The sequence below is a fragment of the Acidovorax sp. GW458-11-26-14-TSB4 genome (assembly GCF_059423865.1).
In genome coordinates, this window is record NZ_JBWKYR010000039.1 from 14,885 (window position 1) to 31,984 (window position 17,100).

Here is a 17,100-nt window from a genome sequence, read left to right on the forward strand (position 1 = left end):
GCCCCGCTATACCAGCCGCGTGATGGGCCGCTTGCGCCACACGGCGTAGAAGTAGATGGCCTGCAGCACCAGCGCGCACAGGTAGGTCAGCGGGTAGCTGGCCCATATGCCCCGCAGGCCCAGCAGCTGTTGCAGCGCATAGGCCAGTGGCACCAGCAAAAAGGCCAGGCACGACAGCGAAATCGTGGTCGGCACGCGCACCGTGCCCGCCGAGCGCATGACACCGGTGAACACGCTGGCCAGCCCGAAGGCCAGACTGCCCCACACGGTGATGCGCAGCACCGTGGCGGCCAGGCCCACCACTGCAGGGTCACTGGTGAACAGGCGGGCTGCCAGTGGTGAGGCGATTGCCACGATGAGTGCCAGGCTGCCGGTCAGCGCCAGGTTCATCCACAGCCCCACGCGCGTCACGCGGCGCACCTCGTCGGGGTTGTTGGCGCCAATTGCCTGGGCTGCAAAGACCGAGGCTGCGATGGCGATGGACATGGCCGGCAGCTGCACATAGGCCATCACCTGGTTCACCGTGCCCCAGGCCGCCGTGGCCTGCCAGCCGTAGCCATTGACCAGCCGCAGCAGCAGCACATCGGCCAGCGAGCTGGTGATGAAGAACAGGCCGGTGGGAACGCCCAGCCGTGCCACGGTGCGGAGCAGTGGCACATCCCAGCGCAGGTGCGGGCGCAGGTCCTTGAACGCCAGCAGATGGTCCTTGCGGTGCAGGTGCCACGCCAGCCAGGCCACTGCCACGCCGTTGCCTATCAAACTCGCCCAGCCGGCACTGGCCGTGCCCAGTTGAGGCAGGCCCAGCCAGCCCAGGATGAAGGCAGGCGTGAGCAGCATCCACAGGCCCGAGGCGACAATCAGCACACGCAGCGGCGTGGCCGTGTCGCCCAGCCCTCGCAGCAGGGCCGCGGCCAGCTGGTGCACGAACAGCACCGGCATTGCCAGGAACAGGATGCGCGCATAGGCAATCGCGTCGGGCAGCACATCGTCTGCCGTGCCCAGCGCGCGCAGCAGGTCACCGATGACCGTGATACCCAGCACCGCCACGGCGCAACCCAGCGCCAGCCCGCCCACCAGCACGGCCCCGGCCACGCGGCGCACCTTGTTGGGGTCGCGCGCCCCCCAGGCCTGGCCGACCAGCACGGAGGAGCCCGCGCCCAGCCCGATCACGAAGGCAATGCAGCACATGAACAGCGGAAAGAAGCTGACCGCCGCCGCCAGCGCACGCGCGCCCAGCAACTGCCCCAGGCAGATGGTGACCACCGTGCCGCCCAGGGCCTGCAGCAGGTTGGTGGCGACCAGGGGGCCGAGGAAGCGCAGGAAGCGCGCGGGAAGGGGCTGGGGGGGGGGCGTTGCTATCTGTAGGCATGGGAGGGCCATGGTAGGCGGGGTGCCCGCACGCCGGCAAGCGCTGGCGCGCCAAAGCAACGCGCCTGCTGGACAGCGCATGAGCCGGCTGAAGAGGCCTGGGGCATGCCATCATTCATCCTGATGGGCCTGCTCGTCGTGGCGGAAATGTGGACGGTATCGACGTTTGATGGTTAGAAGTGGCGCAAGGTGGTTGCGCCGCACCAGGACTGAGGGGAGAGGCGAGGGGCCTGAACTCCACCGCCATGGTGAGGCGGTGGAATTGCTGCTGCATGAACTCGCGAACTTCATGCCCGCAGTCCGCGGATGGGCTGCCGCAGTGCCTTGCTTCCAACGGCGCGATGCCAAGCGGCAGCTTGTGCAGTGGCACGGCGGGGGCACACGCATGTTATCCGCAGGTGCAGCTCGACGAGTCGCGCATGCTCACCCCTTGGACACCGGCGTCACGGCCGGCGCGGACCTCCAAAGCGGCTTTTCGCTGGAAGCCGCCGCGCGCGCCCTGGCCACGAAAAAACGCACGCAGCAGCGCCGTTTCACCGCCGTGCTGGGCAAGTCGCCCATGGCGTATTTCCAGGACCTGCGGATCGAGCGCGCCCAGGCGCTGCTGCACGGCGCAGCCTTTACGCGGAGGCCATTGCGTCGGAGGTGGTGTATGACAATGGAGCGAAGCTGCGGGCCTTGTTGCACGAACGGCTGGGGAGGGGTGTGCAAGAGTTGCGTGGGGATTTGTGGTAGCAGCCAGCCATCAACCGTCGTCCTCATCCTGTACAGACCGCAGATAGACCCCCAGCGTGTCAGCGCACGGCGCCAGCCAGTGCTGCAGGGCAGGGTGAGGCTCTGCCACCCAGCGTTCGACATCGACCGTGCCGTTCGAGCCCAGGTTGGTGTGACGGATGAACCGTACCGACAGCGCCTTTTCCAGCGCACCCACCAGGGCGGGAAAGCCCTGCGGTGATTGCAGCGCCGGCCAGGGAATGAGCCGCTTGTACTTCAGCTGTTGCGACTCCACCGAGAAGTTGCCATTGGGCCTCCATTGGGCCAGGAAAAGCCCATCGTGCCGCCGCAAGGTGGCGCGCCACAGGCCATAGCTCGGGATCGAGAGCTCAAGATCAAGGTCTTCTGGCCGAAGCCGTTTGCGCTTGTAGAACCAGTATTCCATGGGCACTGTTGACATCCTGAGGGTTACTGCCCAGGGCACGGTTTCAGGTGCCATGTCCACCATCGAAGCCCATGCCTGCGAGGCTTCATCCACATGGGTGATTGGGTCGCTCAATGGGTGCTCCTGTTTCTTGTTCCTGCTTCTTGCTGCATTCCGTGTTGATGCAGCGGGTCACGGAAGGGGCCAGAGGCAGTTCGACGGCCTTGTGTGGCAAGACCTGGAGGACATCGACCAATGCCTTGCCGTTTTGATCGCCGTGCCGGCGGCTGAAGTCCTCGGCTGCCATGGCGACGACTTCACCCTGCGCATTGGCGGCCACATGCTGTGGGCCGTCACAGCGCGCCGCACCAGCTCGCTGAAACGTGCTTGCGCGTCCTGCAGCAGCCACTGACCCGAGGGTGGGATCTCAGGCCTGGCTGATGGGTTGTTGGGCTCTGAAAATCTGGTCATCTCGATTGGATTATGACGCGCCTGCTCTCGTCGCTGGACTTGCCTGTCGTGCTGCTTTCAGGCAGTTGAATCGAGCTCGGGGCTGCTATCGGAGCGCACTCTGCAGCAAAAAAAGAATGGGGCGCAGACTCCCGTCCACGCCCCTCTCATCGTTACGGCACCGGGCCACGGTCCATCGGCCCGACGCGCTCGACTCAGCCCACCAGCTCCGCTGCCTGGGCTGCAGGCACCACCCCATAATGGTCCAGCTGCATCGAGTACTGCGCACGGCCTGAAGACAAGGCGCGCAAACTGCCGATGTAGCCGAACATCTCCTTGAGCGGTACCTGGGCCTCGACCGTGGCGGCATTGCCGCGTTGGCCTTGGCCGCGCACCACGCCGCGGCGGCGGTTCAGGTCGCCGATGGCGTCGCCCAGGTAGTCGGCGGGCGTGATGACCTCCACGGCCATCACCGGCTCCAGCACCTGGGGCGCTGCTTTTGCAAAGCCTTCGCGGAAGGCGGCCATGGCTGCCAGTTCGAAGGCCAGCGTGGACGAGTCGCGCTCGTGGAAGCTGCCGTCCACCAGGGTGGCGGCAAAGTCCACGGCGGGGTAGCCGGCGACCACGCCTGCCAGGGCGGCGCGGCGGATGCCGGCCTCCACGGCGGGGATGAACTCGCGCGGCACGGCGCCGCCCACGATGCGGTTGTCAAAGCGGATGCCTTCGCCCCGGGGCAGGGGGTCGAGCAGCAGCCTCACCTCGGCGAACTGGCCGGGGCCGCCGGTTTGCTTCCTGTGCACATGGTGTACCTCCACACGCTTCGAAATGGTTTCGCGGTAGGCCACTTGCGGGCGGCCCACCGACACGTTCACGCCGTGGCGTGCGCGCAGCTTCTCGATCGAGACTTCGAGCTGCAGCTCGCCCATGCCGGACAGGATGGTCTGGCCGGATTCGGCGTCGTGCTGCAGGCGCAGGCTCGGATCCTCGCGCAGCAGGGATTGCAGGGCCTTGGACAGGCCTTGCTGGTCCGCACTGGTGCGGGGCTCGATGGCCATGTGGATCACGGGCTCGGGCACGCTGATCTCTTCCAACACCACGGGGTGGGCAGGGTCGCTCAGCGTGTGGCCGGTCAGCGTGTCCTTGAGGCCTACGACGGCGGCGATGTCGCCCGCCACCAGCTCGTCGCGCTCGATGTGCTTGTCGGCATGCACCTCGTACAGGCGCGACACGCGCTCGGTCTTGCCGGTGCTGGTGTTGAGCACCACGTCGCCACGGGCCAGGCGGCCTGCGTACACGCGCACGAACACCTTGGCGCCATGGTCGTCAGTGACGACCTTGAACGCCAGGGCCTTGAACGGGTCGGCAGCGGTCTCGCCGCCCTCACGCACGATGTCTTCGGGCGCCGGCAGGTAGTCCACCACGGCGTCGAGCAGCGGCTCCACACCGCGGTTCTTGAAGGCCGAGCCGGCCAGCGCGGGCACGAAGGCGCCTGAGAGCACCCCCTTGCGCAGGTTGGCGCGCAGCACGTCCACGGCGATGTCCTCACCGTTCACGTAGGCCTGCAGGGCAGCGTCGTCCTGCTCCACCGCGGCTTCCACCAGGCGGGCACGCTCGCGCGTGGCCTGTTCCAGCAGTTCGGCGGGCACGTCGGCTTCGCGGTAGGGGCCGCTGGCGTCGTCCTTGTCCCAGATGCGGGCGCGCAGGCTCAAAAGGTCCACCACGCCGCGGAAGTCGCCTTCCGCGCCGATGGGGATCTGCAGCGGCACCACGCGCACGCCCAGGCGCTCTTGCATCATGGCCACCACGCGGTGGAAGTCGGCTCCCACGCGGTCGAGCTTGTTGATGAAGGCGATGCGCGGCACACGGTACTTGTCGGCCAGGCGCCAGTTGGTCTCGGTCTGCGGCTCCACGCCGGCCACGCCGTCGAACACGACGACCGCGCCGTCGAGCACGCGCAGCGAGCGGTTCACCTCGATGTTGAAGTCGATGTGGCCGGGCGTGTCGATCAGGTTGAGCTGCGTGCCCTTCCAGTGCACGGTGACGGCCGCACTGTTGATGGTGATGCCGCGTTGCTGCTCTTGTGGGTCGAAGTCCATCTGCGCCGTGCCGTTGTGCACTTCGCCGATGCGGTGGCTTTCGCCGGTGTAGAACAGGATGCGTTCGGTGGTCGTGGTCTTGCCCGCGTCGACGTGGGCGATGACACCGAGGTTGCGCAGTTGGCGCGTGGCGGGGGAGCGGTTGGTCTTGGACATGGCGAATCTTTCCATCTGTGATTCTTGCGGCTGCACTCGGCTCTGCGAGCAGCTGCCGCCTGGTTGGCTTTGCGCCAGCCCAGGCGTCACAAAAAGGATTCGCCTGCGGGCTAGCGCGGAAGGGGTGTGGTTGTGCTGTCGCCGGAGCCCGGGCGCACGGGGCTCATGCTCCGGCGGTCGGGAATCGTGGCAATCAACTTGTCGTAGGTACGCATGGGTTGGTCCGGAAAAAATGGGTCAGAAAACAGAAAACCCCGGGAGGGACGGAGCCTGCCGGGGTTCTAGGGTCCGGAAGGCGCGCAGCCCTCCGATACGCGATCGATGGGCGCTACTGGGTGGCGAACGATGCCTTGATCACGTTGGTGAGGATTTTCATAGTGGTGTGGATTATCCGCGCAGAGCAGCAAGCGTGCAAGCAAGCCTTGCTATCGCCGCGATAGCCAAAAGCGCGGGCTTCAGGTGCCGCCAGCCATGTGCCGCGCCTGGGCTTCGCTGACCATCTCGCCCCGCGGCCATTGCAGGTAGGGGGCCATGCTCGGGTGCGGTGGGTTGTGGCAGCCGCTTAGCTTGCCACAATGGCCCAGCGCTCATGGTCGCGCCAGCGCCCGCCGATCTTGAGGTACCTGGGCGAGTAGCCCTCCTGCGTGAACCCGCAGGACCGGACCAGCGCCAGCGACGCGGTGTTGCCGGGCTGGATGTTGGCCTCCAACCGGTGCAGCTTGAGCGTGCGGAAGGCATGGCGCACAGCCAGCGTGAGGCCTTTGCGCATCAGGCCCTGGCGCTCGCATCCCGCGAAGGCGTAGTAGCCCAGGTAGGCGCTGCAGAACGGCCCCATCACCATGTTGGTGATGTTGACCACGCCTGCCAGTTCCTGAGAGTCGGCTTCGCCTTGCCGCACGACCAGCAGGCCGCAATGGCCGGGGGACTGCATGCGTTCGGCATAGGCCACAAACTGCTCCGCCGTGGCGGGCGGCGATACCCAGGGCCGGTGCAGTGCCCGGCTGGCGTGCACGGCGGCGAGGAAGGCCTGGCCGTGGTCGGCATGCAGGGGCATCAGTCGCACGCGGGTAGATGAGGACGTGTCGGCGTAACGGGGAGAGCGATGGGGCATGGTGTAGGCTGGCGGGGTTGGCCATATCCCATCATTGTGCGGCGCCGTGGCTGGCTGCATTGCGCCCTGCCCGTCGGTACTTCGGTGCGCCAGTGGAACCCGCCGCCGCCTGCCGTTACTCAACCGGATTGGAGGCCCCCATCCCGGGTGTCTTTGCACCTGCGATTCAGGAGATTTCATGGATACCTCATCGACGCAGTTTTCCCAATTGATCAGCGCGCTCAACCAGCGTGCCGGCCTGGCGTTGCAGGCCAGCGAAGGGGCCTGTGCGTTCCTGGACCGGCAGGGTGCCTACTGGCAGCTTTCGCTGGGCCTGGGCAGCGATGCGCTGGTGATTCAGGCGGCGCTTGGGCCCCTGGCCGCGCTGGCCGCCGACGACACGCCCTTGCAATTGCTGCACCTGAATGCCGACCCCGCGCTGTTGCGCGGAGCCGCGCTGGGGGTGGACCCGGTCACCGCCGAGATCCGCCTGCTGCACACGGTGCCCTTGGATGGCCTGGATGCTGCCCGGCTCGAATCGATGCTGACCAACCTGATGGCGGTGCGCGACGCGGTGCTGGCACGCCTGGATGCTGCTGCTGCCGCCGCCGAGGCGTTGGACCGTGCCCCGCACGCAGTGCCGCCCGGCCTCATGAACTTTGCCTGACCCCCACCACGGGCAGCCCCGATCACTCAACCCCTGCAGGACCCGCGCCATGTGCAGAACCATCACCAGCACGACGACCGGAACCATTCCCATCACCCCGCCGCCTCTCGACACGGGCCCCGGCACCGGAGGCGAAGGCCTGCAAGGCTTGCAGAACACCCCGCCGCAGATCGTGCCTTCGGGCGGTGTGCAGGCGCTGGATATGCCCGTGGTGGAAGCACCGCCCCTGGGCGAATCGGTGAAGGAGCCGCTGAGGCTGCCGAAGCCGCCGCGCTTGGCCCTGGAGGCAGATGGGACATCGCACAAGGTTGCTCTGAAGAAGGGGCTGGAGGCGATTGACAGGGACCATGGCGCAGATACAGCGAAAGAAGTGCGCACCATCCTGGAAGCGCTGGAAGCAGCAAAGTACCTCGCGCCGAAACCCATGGCCGCGACGCAAAAACTGGTCCATCCGTCCGCGCGCGGCGCGGTACACGAACTGGTGGCGATGAATCCCCGCCTGTTGAGCGAAGAGGCCCGGGACCTTGCCGTCGCGCTGCTCGACAAGGGCGCGGTCGCGAAGGATTCCAACATCCGGGAGGCATTCAGGGAGTCCGGCGCGAAAGACGTGTTCAAGACCTGGTTCCACGGCTTCTCGTCAACGGTCAATCTGCTGGCCAGCCGCGTCCACGACGGTAAGCCCTTGCCTCCCGAGCAGCAGCAGAAGCTGCTGAAGGCGGAGCTGATGCGCGGCCAGTTGCAGGCCACCTACAAGTCGGGTGATGCGGGGGCATTCGGCCGATCGCTGTCTCCACTGGTCGCCGAAGGGTATGGCCGGGGCGTGCGCACCGGCCTGTGGATGGCGGTCAAGGACATGCATGAGAAGACATTGACCGCCGCGCTGCCCAAGGGGGCACTGAAGGATTTCGACGTGTTCCCGGTGAACCGGGCATTCCGGTACCTGGGCAAGGAGCCTGTGATCGAGAAGGGCATCCCCGCAACGCTGAAGGCGGGCGAATGCATCTACATCGAAGAGCTCGGCGTTCAGCTCGTGCCCAAAAGCCTGTACACCGACAAGGCCGCGGGGCGCGGCGAGGTCGATGCCCATCTGGGTGGGCTGGGCCTGCGCAACTCGCCCAGCGAGTGCGCGGACATTCTTGCCGCCGCCATGGTAGGCCGGATCGATGCGAATGATCCCAAGGGGGCGATCGAGTTGCTCAAGCCCAGCCTGTCGGCGACCAACTCCAAGCAGGTGCAGACGGCGCTGCAAAAGGTCGAACTGGCCCCGAACACGCTGCTGGCCAGTGCAGGCACGGATCCACTCACGCAGAGCAGCGAGGCGCAGATCAGGGAGCTGCGCGAAGCCTATGACGGCCTGCGCGCGTTGTGCGCAGGCAAGCCCGGCATGCCCTTCTACGTCACGCAGAACTTCCAGGTGGTCAAGACTTTGCTGGGCAACCTAGAGACCCTGAGTGTGGACTCGATGCCCTCGGCGACGGGCGGGGCGTTGACCGATGCCTTGCAGCGCGCTGCACTGGCCCTTGCTGAGGACGTTTTGGGCGAGGAATGGAGCGTCCAGCGGCAGGCCATGAACATGGAGAAGTTCTACCAGGCCATGCAGGACGTGCACGACGTGGTGCGCTTTCAGCTCGCCTGGACGGGAAGTGCCCCCAAGCTCGAAGACAGCATCCGCGCCTTGCTGCCCGAGACGATGCGCGCGGGCGCCACGGTGGCGAGTGCGCCCCATGCACTGGCCATGCTCGACCAGGTGTTCAAGGCATTGCCGCGGGAGCAGTCGGACCACACGACCTATCTCAAGGGCGCGTACTACGAAACGGCGGGCGTGCTGGGCCTGCCGGATTCGGTGGATCCTGCCGAAACGGTGGGCGACCCCGGCCTGAGGACGGCGGGCGTGATCGTGATGGAGCCGCATCCGAACAATGCCGCCCTGCAGAGCATCGTGCCGCACGACCCGGTGGCGCTCATTGAAAACGTTTTGGGCCATGGCCGCACGGAGCCGCTCACGCTGGTGATGGACGTGACCTTGAACCACCTGGGCGACGCGCAGATCCAGCGCGCGCTGGAAACGGCCAAGCCCTATATCGACTCGGGAGTGCTGAACCTGGTGCTGCTGCAAAGCGGCACCAAATTCTTTCAGAATGGCATGGATCTGGCCAGCATCGGCACCGCGGTGGTGCTCAATGACAAGACGCACTGGACCGGCTTCAACGGCGCGATGGCCGAGACAACGCAGCACGTGCCCGAGGACGACAAGGGCTACATTGCCAAGCTGCTGTCCGAACCCAACGCCGAAGCCTCTCGCGCCTACCTGGACAAGGTGCGCGCCAACACGGCCCTGCTGCGCGCCGCTCTGGACAGGGAGATTCCGCTGGGGCATGCCGAGGACAATGCCTTCGAGGTGTGCGCAAACACCGATAGGGAGACCGTGTACATCGCGTTCAAGCCCACCGACGCCTACCTGCGGCGCATCAATGAAGAGGCGGCCAAGGCGCAGAACCAGACCACCCCGGCGCTGGACCATGATCGCCGCAGTGAACTCAATGGCGGGGTGTACAAGAAAGAGGTGCTGCGCGCCTTCGGCGACCTGACGGCGGTGGATCGCTCCAGCTTCGGCTTCAACATCACCAACTTTGGCGAGTGCGGCGAGACGGTGCGCATCACGCTGGGCATCGAAGATGCACCCTTGCTCGCAACCTATGCGTCGCGCTTGCTGGCGCTGGGCCGGGAGCTGCATGGGCGGCCGCGCACCTGATGCAGATGTGCCTCTGACGGTCCAGAGTTCTCCGCCGGGTCAGGCTCCCGCAATGACTTCCTTGACCCGCCGCGCCAGCGCGTCCATCTCGAAGGGCTTGGTCATGACGTGCATGCCGGCCTCCAGGTTGCCGCCGTCCAGCGCGGTCTGCGCGTAGCCGGTGACGAAGAGCACCTTGAGGGCCGGGCGTTCGCTGCGTGCGGCGTCGGCCACCTGGCGGCCGTTCATGCCGCCGGGCAGGCCCACGTCGGTGATGAGCAGGTCGATGGGCCGGCCCGAGCGCAGCCAGCGCATGGCCTCGGTGCCGTTGCCGGCCTCCAGGGTGGCGTAGCCCAGGTCCTGCATGACCTCGACCATCAGCATGCGCAGCGATGCCTCGTCGTCCACCACGAGCACGGTCTCGCCCTGGTGCGCGCGCGGGGCGGCGGCCGGGCCTTCGTCGGCAGCGCTCTGCTCCGGCGTGCGCTCGCTGCGCGGCAGCTCGATGCACACCGAAGTGCCCACCCCCACCTGGGATTCGATGCTGACCCGCCCGCCGGACTGCTTGGCAAAGCCATAGACCATGGACAGCCCCAGGCCCGTGCCCATGCCCAGGGGCTTGGTGGTGAAAAAGGGGTCGAAGGCCATGGCGGCGACCTCGGGCGTCATGCCCACACCGTTGTCGTGCACGCACAGGCACACGTAGGCGCCGGGCTTTAGGTCGGCCGCACGGGCCGTGCGTGCGTCCAGGGTGCGGTTGGCGGTCTCGATGGTGATGCGCCCGCCCTGGGGCAGGGCATCGCGGGCGTTGATGCACAGGTTGAGCAGGGCGCTTTCGATCTGGCTGGCGTCCACGTGCACGTTCCACAGGCCGGGCGCGGCGGCGATCTCGATGGCGATCTCGGGGCCCACGGTGCGGCGCAGCAGCTCTTCCATGCCGTGCACCAGCTCGTTGAGCGCCAGGGTCTTGGGCTCCAGCGTCTGCCGGCGCGAGAAGGCCAGCAGCCGGTGGGTGAGCGACGCGGCGCGCTTGGCGGCGCCCTGGGCCACGCCGATGTAGCGTTCCATGTCGGGCGTGACGTTGGCGCCGCCGCGGCGGCGCAGCAGCTCCAGCGAGCCGGTGATGGATGCCAGCAGGTTGTTGAAGTCGTGTGCCAGGCCGCCCGTGAGCTGGCCCACGGCTTCGAGCTTCTGGCTCTGGCGCAGCTGCTCCTTGGCGGCTTCGAGCTCGGCCGCGCGCTCTTCGACCTGGCGCTCCAGCGAGGCGGCCAGGGCCTGCAGCGCCTGCTGGGCTTCGCGGCGCCCCAGGATGGAGCGCAGCCGGTCGCCGACGTCGCGCACGAAGTCCAGCTCGTCCTCGGTCCAGGCGCGCGGCTGGCTGTGGTTGAGGTACAGCAGGCCGACGAAATTGCCCTGCTCGCTCAGCGGCATGTTGAGCACGGCGCGGGCCGATATGGCCTCCAGCGCATGCGCTGTGGCCTGGGTGCGCGGGTCTTCGCGGGCATCGGCAAACGCCACCGTGACCCCTCGCGCCAGGTCGTCGATGTAAGAGCCGTAGTCGCGGAAATGCAGCACGCCCGCCAGGCTCTGCACGCCGGGGGCGTTCCAGTCGCGGTGGATGGTGATGGTCTCGGCGGTCTTGTCGACGATGCCATAGCCCGCGCGGTCCACGTTGAACTGGCTGGCCAGGGTTTCTGCCGCGGTGTAGCTGATCTCGACCGGGTCATCCATGTCGCGGATGCGGTCCGAGAGCTCGACCAGCGCCAGCCGGCGCGCCTGGGCCTGCCCGATGGCCGCGTCGGCCTGGCGCAGGCGGTGCTCGGCCGCACCCAGGGTGCGGCGGCTGGCGGCTTCGGACAGCGCGCGGTCCAGTACCAGCGGCAGGCGTGAAAGCCGGTTCTTGCTGACGTAGTCGGTTGCGCCGCGCTTGAGCAGCTCGACGGCGTTGTCTTCGCCGATGACGCCCGAGACGAAGATGAAGGGTACGTGGGGCGCCATCGTGCGCGCCGCCTCCAGCGCCGCGGCGCCGGAGAAGGCCGGCAGCTCGAAGTCGGACAGGATCACGTCGAAGTGCTGCGCGGTAAGCGCCTGCACATAGCCGGGCTCGTCGCTGACCACGGTGGCGCTGGCACCCGGGCGCGCCGCGCGCAGCGCCTCAAGCAGCAACTCGGCGTCGAAGCGGGAGTCCTCGAGGATCAGGACGCGCAGCGGCGCAGACGCTGGCGCGGGCTCCGCGGTGCCGGCGATGAGCGCGTGCTCAAGGTTGCTCGTCATGGCGGTGCGCCTTGTAGGAGCCTGGTGGCGGCTCGTTGAGCACGGCCCAGAACACGCCCAGGTCGCCGATGGCGGACACGAATCGGTCGAAGGCGACCGGCTTGACGACATAGGCGTTCACGCCCAGCTCGTAGCTCTTGACCACGTCGTTCTCTTCCTGGGAGGAGGTGAGCATCACCACCGGCAGGCTGCGCAGCAGCGGGTCGGCACGCACGGCCTGCAGCACCTCCAGGCCGTTGATCTTGGGCAGCTTCAAGTCCAGCAGCACCACGGCCGGGTTGCCTGCATCGCGCCCGGCGAATTCGCCCTCGCGCCGCAGGTAGTCGAGCGCCTGCGCGCCGTCGCGCACCACCACGACCTCGTTGGCCAACTGGCTGCGTTCCAGCGCGATCAGGGTCAGTTCCAGGTCGCGCTTGTCGTCTTCGACGAGCAAAATGGGCTTAAGCATCGGGGGCTCCCGGGGAGGACGTTGGGGTGGGGGGTGATGCAGGGGTGGCCCGGGCTGCGGCTCCCGGGGCCATGCGGGGCAGGGTGAAGCCGAAGCGGGCACCCTGGTCGGGCTCGCCGCGCGCCCAGACGGTGCCGCCGTGCCGCTCGATGATGCGCTTGACGATGGCCAGGCCGATGCCGGTGCCCTCGAAGTCCTCGGCATGGTGCAGGCGCTGGAACACGCCGAAGAGCTTGTCGGCGTATTCCATGCTGAAGCCCACCCCATTGTCCTCCACCTCGATGCCGTCGCCCTGCGGCGTGCGCACGGCGCGCACGGCGATGTGGGTGGGGTCGCGGCCGCGCGAGTACTTCAGTGCGTTGCTGAGGAAGTTGCGCGTGGCCATCTGCACCAGCAGCGGGTCGCCAAACAGCTCGGGGTAGCTGTCGTCCAGCGCCCATTGCACCTGCCGGCCGGGCTCCTGGCGCGCAAGCTCGCGTGCGAGCTCCCGCACCATGTCCTGCACCAGCACCTGCATGTCGACATTGCGCTGCTTGAGCGCGGCGCGCCCCATGCGCGAGAAGTCCAGCAGCGCATCGACCAACTGGCCGGCGTAGGCGGCGGCATCCTTGACGTTGCCCAGGTAGCGCAGGGCGCGCTCGGAGAGCGCCTTTTTTTCGAAGTCGACCACCAGGTCCACATAGCCTGCGATGTGGCGCATGGGGGCGCGCAGGTCGTGCGAGACGGTGTACGAGAAGGCTTCGAGTTCCTTGTTGACGCGCGCGAGCTCGTGGGCCACTTCGGCGAACTCCTCGGCGCGCCGCAGCACGATGCCGATGAGCGCCTGGCGCAGATCGCCCGCCACGCCCACCTCGGCGTCGGACCAGGGCAGCGAGGCCCCGCGGATCTGCTCCTGCCAGCTCTTGAAGCTCAGGCGCGGGTGGATGCGGCCATCGGGCGCCACCAGGTTCTTGCGCGGGTTGCCGGCCCAGGTCACGGTTTTCACGATCTCGGGGCGGAACCACAGGATCAGGTGGCGGTGCACCTGGGAGATGGACACGGCCAGCACCCCGGCCGCAACGTCCTGAAAACCTTGCGCCGGCGCATAGGCCTGTGCCAACTGGTGGCTGTGGAACACTTCGACGCCCAGGCCCTCGACCCAGTTGGCCAGGTTCTTGATGTCCTGCTCGGGCGGTACTTCGCCCAGGCTCCACACCTCGTCGTCGCGCACCACGGCGGCGCCGGTGGCGCGGGCAAAGCGCAACAAGGCCGGTTCTTTGGCCAGCAGGCTCAGGGTGCCATCGCTTTCGGACAGGTGCGAGACGATGTCCAGCGTGAGCTGGCGCAGGCCAAGCCGCTCCGCCACCTGCAGGGTGGCCTGCTTGGACTGGATCTGCAGGGCGAGCAACTGGCCCAGGTGCTCGCAGGCCAGGCGGGTGGAAACGCCGAGCACGCGGGGCGCGTGGTCGTGGCAGGACACCAGCCCCCACAGCCGGCCCTCGATGACGATGGACACCGACATGGACGACAGCGTGCCCATGTTGCGCATGTATTCGAGGTGGATGGGCGAGACGCTGCGCAGCTGGGCCTGCGACAGGTCGATGTCCGCTGGCGCCAGCCGGTGGCCGTCGATGCGCAGCGGCACCGGCGCGTAGTTGGCGTCGGCGATCAGGCGGAAATGGTTGAGCAGGTACAGCGCACGCGCCTGCTGGGGAATGTCGTCGGCCGGAAAGTGGTGGCCGGCATAGCTGTCGTAGCCCGGGTCCAGGTCTTCGGCGAGCACCTCCCCGTGGCCGGCCTCGTCGAAGCGGTAGACCAGGCAGCGGCCGAAGCCCGACAGGCGCTTCATCTCGGCGGCTGCCAAGTGTGCCAGTTGCTCGATGGACCCGGCATCCTGCAGGCGCGGCAGGAAGATGCGCGTGAGGGAGTAGATCGGGGCTTCGTTGCCGTCCGACGGAAAGGCCGGCTCAAACTCGACCAGCAGGTGCCGCTCGGTCCGGTGGGCCGAAACGTCCCAGCGCTCATACCCCAGGCCCCACACGCCCAGGGATATCGGCGGTGCGTCGGGCTTGAGCACCCGGGGCGTGCCATTGGCCAGCCGGGCCAGCGCGGCATCGAGCGCCTGCGTTGGCCAGTTGTCGCTCTGCGCCACGGGGTGCAGCGAGAACGGATCGAGCACCAGCAGGCGGCCGTGCGGCTGGATGGCCCCCGGCACGCGGATGGGCTCTGCGTGGCAGGCCGACAGGTCGGGATCGATGGCTGGGGGCAGGCCGGAAATGGATGTCATGAACAGAGAGGAAGCGACCCCGATCAAGCGGAGCGTCAAGCGGGGTAATCATGCCTTGAAACAAGACCCATCCGTGTCGGAATGCTCCTACGCCGCTGCCAGCCAAGAGGATGTATGGAAATCTTGTCCGGTGCAAGGATGCCATGCGTGCGGGCAAGGAATTCCGTTTGGGTTTGGTAGCGCCGTCACGCCACATCTGGCAGCCGGGATTAGGGCCTGTTAACTCTATTTTGGGGCCGCAGACGACCCCCAGGCCGGGCAACCCGAAGGGAAGGCCCTTGCCGGCGCGCCACTCGTCGTTGCGTTGCTTGTATGTGCAAGGGCACACGCGGCGTCGCGCGCCTGGATTGGCACACCGGCAAGGGCCTTCGCGACCTCGAAATTGGAGTTCACAGGCCCTAGCCCTTGCGGCCGTGCTGCTGCTTCGTCGTCGTCTTTCAGAAGAATTCTTTTTCTGCCAACCGCAGTATGGGCCGCTTGCCAGGGGGCTCCTTGTAGAGTGCCACGGTGACGGGGGTGACGCCGGCCGAAGGCTGTGGAGGTGGCTGCGAGCCGTCTTCGGGCAGGGCCTGCGGTGCTGCCACGGTCACCGAGACGGCAGGCGTGCGGGCCAGGGCGCCGGTGGCCAGGTTGCGGTAGCGCAGATCGTAGTCGCCAGGGGGCAACTGGTCCACGGTGAAGCTCTGCTGGGCTGGCACGTAGATATGGCGTACCACCTGGGGCTGGACACCATTGCCTTGCGCCACCAACTTGACGAAGGTGTCCGAGTCGTTGCGGCTGTTGTCCACGGTGATGCTGCCCACCCCCCCGGTGGCCAGCAGCGGGTAGCCGGACACGTAGCCGGCTCTGGCGGGCCAGGGCTGGCCGTTGGGCGCGGTGGCGGGGCGGGTGTAGTGCTGCGGGGCAAAGAACACCGGCACCGAGAACCCGCGCAGCGGCCCACTGGCGGGTGCGGATGCAGCCTCCATGTCGTCGCCCAGAAAAGGTTTGGGCAATGCCGTGACGAGCGCGAGGCCCGCGACCACCGCGCCCAGGGCGTACAGGCTCCAGTTGCGGCGCAGGTGGGTCTGGCCTTGCGGGGCCTCGACCCCGTGGGCGCGCGGTCGCGGCTGCGTGGTGCGCACATGGGGGCGGCGCTGGCGCGGCAGTGTGGATTCCAGCGGCAGGGGCTGGGGCCGGGTCGGTGTCTGGTGGTAGTGCTGCGGTGCCTCGCTGTGCATCCACAGCGCGGGGATGCTCGAGGCCACGGGCGGCACGGTCTCTTCGTAGTCGTTCTGGGCCACCCACAAATCGTGCAGCGCGCGCTGGTGCGGGTCGGACAGCACGGCATACGACGCCTTGATGATGGACATCTTGTGCGCTGCTGCGGGGTCATCCGGGTGCTGCCCGGGGCCGAACCTGCGCACCATGGCCTGGTAGGCAGCGTCGATCGCTGCCGGCGACGCATCGTGCGCCACCTTCAGGTTGTCGTAATGGGTGTGCAGCGTAGTCACGCGGGTGGCCTTGGGTGAGGAGTTCGCCGACCGTACCGGGGTGGTAAAACAGATGAAACCACATGTTACATCGTTGGCGGCCTGTAATCTGTAGGAAATACCTGACAACCGCGCGGCTTGGTGACTGGCGTCACGCCTGAAGGAGGTTGATCGGCGCGTCCACGAAAGCGGCTGCAAGGCAAAGCACGAGATCAGTCCCTGCAGGTTCGCTGCGGCGGCCATGCGCTGTGAGAAGGGCTGGGCCTTCTCGGGACTGAGGGCGCCGTGCCGATTGAGGAACTGGCCCCACAGCGGCAGGTGGCGGTAGCGCTGGACGGGCACGGCAGTGGCGAGGTAGCGGCGGGAAAAAGGCGGCGGCAGGCTTCGATCTGGTATTCGGCCAGGTGCAGCCCCGCCTGATCGCGCTGCCCGAGCGCGATGCCAGCGGCTGCAATTGGGCAGTGGACGGGTGGAGCACGCTCCAGGGCGCAGAGCGGCAGCCCTGTGCGGATCTGCTGCAACTGGCGCAGGCCTGCCAGTCGCAGTTCAATGCGATTGGCAGATCGCCCGGCAACACGGCTGCCGTGCTGCTGCCCGGCGCGGCCCCGCGCCAGTGATGCCGGGCGGCTGGGGATCGGGCGAACCCGCTCCCCTTGCCGTCAGGCGAACTCCAAGCCCTTGGCCGTGAGCCCCACCAGATCGATGCGCACCGCATTGGCATCCAGGTGCGCCGCCATCACCACCAGGTCTGCGGCCGAGACCCCGCCGGCCATGATGTCGGTCAGGATCTTGAGCTCGGACGCCGTGCCCGCACGGCCCACCACATTGGTCCACAAGGTCTGCGCGATCTGCGTGGGCGTGTTCGCGCCCAGCAACTGCAGCCCCAGGCCCGCAATGGTCTGGCTGCTGGCCCCCGCATCGAGCAGGCGGATGACTTCGCCCAC

12 protein-coding genes and 2 pseudogenes are annotated in these 17,100 nt (G+C 67.5%); 5 read left to right on the forward strand and 9 right to left on the reverse strand.

Annotation, left to right across the window (positions count from 1 at the left end; translation table 11 throughout):
• Positions 1-6: 6 nt before the first annotated feature.
• Positions 7-1,380, reverse strand: coding sequence for an MATE family efflux transporter (locus AC07X5_RS31740; RefSeq protein WP_494773404.1), 1,374 nt, complete (start codon positions 1,378-1,380; stop codon positions 7-9).
• A 448-nt stretch (positions 1,381-1,828) separates the two neighbouring features.
• Here AC07X5_RS31740 and AC07X5_RS31745 point away from each other — a divergent pair.
• Positions 1,829-2,103, forward strand: a pseudogene (locus AC07X5_RS31745) (helix-turn-helix domain-containing protein); the annotation flags it as partial.
• Between the two features lie 10 nt (positions 2,104-2,113).
• Here AC07X5_RS31745 and AC07X5_RS31750 read toward each other — a convergent pair.
• Positions 2,114-2,527 carry a hypothetical protein gene (locus AC07X5_RS31750; RefSeq protein WP_494773405.1) on the reverse strand — a complete coding sequence of 138 codons (414 nt, stop codon included), beginning with the start codon at positions 2,525-2,527 and terminating at the stop codon, positions 2,114-2,116.
• Positions 2,528-2,579: 52 nt separating this feature from the next.
• Between AC07X5_RS31750 and AC07X5_RS31755 the strand changes: the two genes are divergently transcribed.
• A complete protein-coding gene (locus AC07X5_RS31755; protein ID WP_494773406.1) occupies positions 2,580-2,918 on the forward strand; it encodes a hypothetical protein in 339 nt (112 codons plus the stop codon).
• A 253-nt stretch (positions 2,919-3,171) separates the two neighbouring features.
• Here AC07X5_RS31755 and fusA read toward each other — a convergent pair whose 3' ends face one another.
• Together fusA and AC07X5_RS31765 are read right to left on the reverse strand one after the other, a co-directional pair.
• On the reverse strand, positions 3,172-5,208 hold the full coding sequence (fusA, locus tag AC07X5_RS31760) for an elongation factor G (protein ID WP_494773407.1): 2,037 nt from the start codon (positions 5,206-5,208) through the stop codon (positions 3,172-3,174).
• Between the two features lie 562 nt (positions 5,209-5,770).
• On the reverse strand, positions 5,771-6,319 hold the full coding sequence (locus AC07X5_RS31765) for a GNAT family N-acetyltransferase (protein WP_494773408.1): 549 nt from the start codon (positions 6,317-6,319) through the stop codon (positions 5,771-5,773).
• Positions 6,320-6,497: 178 nt separating this feature from the next.
• Here AC07X5_RS31765 and AC07X5_RS31770 point away from each other — a divergent pair, with 178 nt between their 5' ends.
• Complete coding sequence (locus AC07X5_RS31770; protein WP_494773409.1) at positions 6,498-6,965, forward strand: CesT family type III secretion system chaperone; 468 nt, start codon at positions 6,498-6,500, stop codon at positions 6,963-6,965.
• Between the two features lie 238 nt (positions 6,966-7,203).
• Positions 7,204-9,717, forward strand: coding sequence for a hypothetical protein (locus tag AC07X5_RS31775; protein WP_494773410.1), 2,514 nt, complete (start codon positions 7,204-7,206; stop codon positions 9,715-9,717).
• 39 nt (positions 9,718-9,756) lie between these two features.
• Here AC07X5_RS31775 and AC07X5_RS31780 read toward each other — a convergent pair whose 3' ends face one another.
• The 4 genes from AC07X5_RS31780 to AC07X5_RS31795 all read right to left on the reverse strand — a co-directional run bounded on the left by AC07X5_RS31780 (position 9,757) and on the right by AC07X5_RS31795 (position 16,177).
• Positions 9,757-11,970 carry a response regulator gene (locus AC07X5_RS31780; protein WP_494773411.1) on the reverse strand — a complete coding sequence of 738 codons (2,214 nt, stop codon included), beginning with the start codon at positions 11,968-11,970 and terminating at the stop codon, positions 9,757-9,759.
• Complete coding sequence (locus AC07X5_RS31785; protein WP_409958806.1) at positions 11,954-12,418, reverse strand: response regulator; 465 nt, start codon at positions 12,416-12,418, stop codon at positions 11,954-11,956. Before AC07X5_RS31785 ends, AC07X5_RS31780 begins: the two co-directional genes overlap by 17 nt.
• Positions 12,411-14,684: an ATP-binding protein gene (locus tag AC07X5_RS31790; RefSeq protein ID WP_494773412.1), complete on the reverse strand. Its 2,274-nt coding sequence runs from the start codon at positions 14,682-14,684 to the stop codon at positions 12,411-12,413. Before AC07X5_RS31790 ends, AC07X5_RS31785 begins: the two co-directional genes overlap by 8 nt.
• Positions 14,685-15,121: 437 nt before the next feature.
• Positions 15,122-16,177: a J domain-containing protein gene (locus tag AC07X5_RS31795; protein WP_494773413.1), complete on the reverse strand. Its 1,056-nt coding sequence runs from the start codon at positions 16,175-16,177 to the stop codon at positions 15,122-15,124.
• Positions 16,178-16,560: 383 nt separating this feature from the next.
• Between AC07X5_RS31795 and AC07X5_RS31800 the strand changes: the two genes are divergently transcribed.
• Positions 16,561-16,773, forward strand: a complete 213-nt coding sequence (locus tag AC07X5_RS31800) for a hypothetical protein (protein ID WP_494773414.1) — start codon at positions 16,561-16,563, stop codon at positions 16,771-16,773.
• Between the two features lie 42 nt (positions 16,774-16,815).
• Here AC07X5_RS31800 and AC07X5_RS31805 read toward each other — a convergent pair.
• Positions 16,816-17,100 (reverse strand): annotated as a pseudogene (locus tag AC07X5_RS31805) (matrixin); the annotation flags it as partial.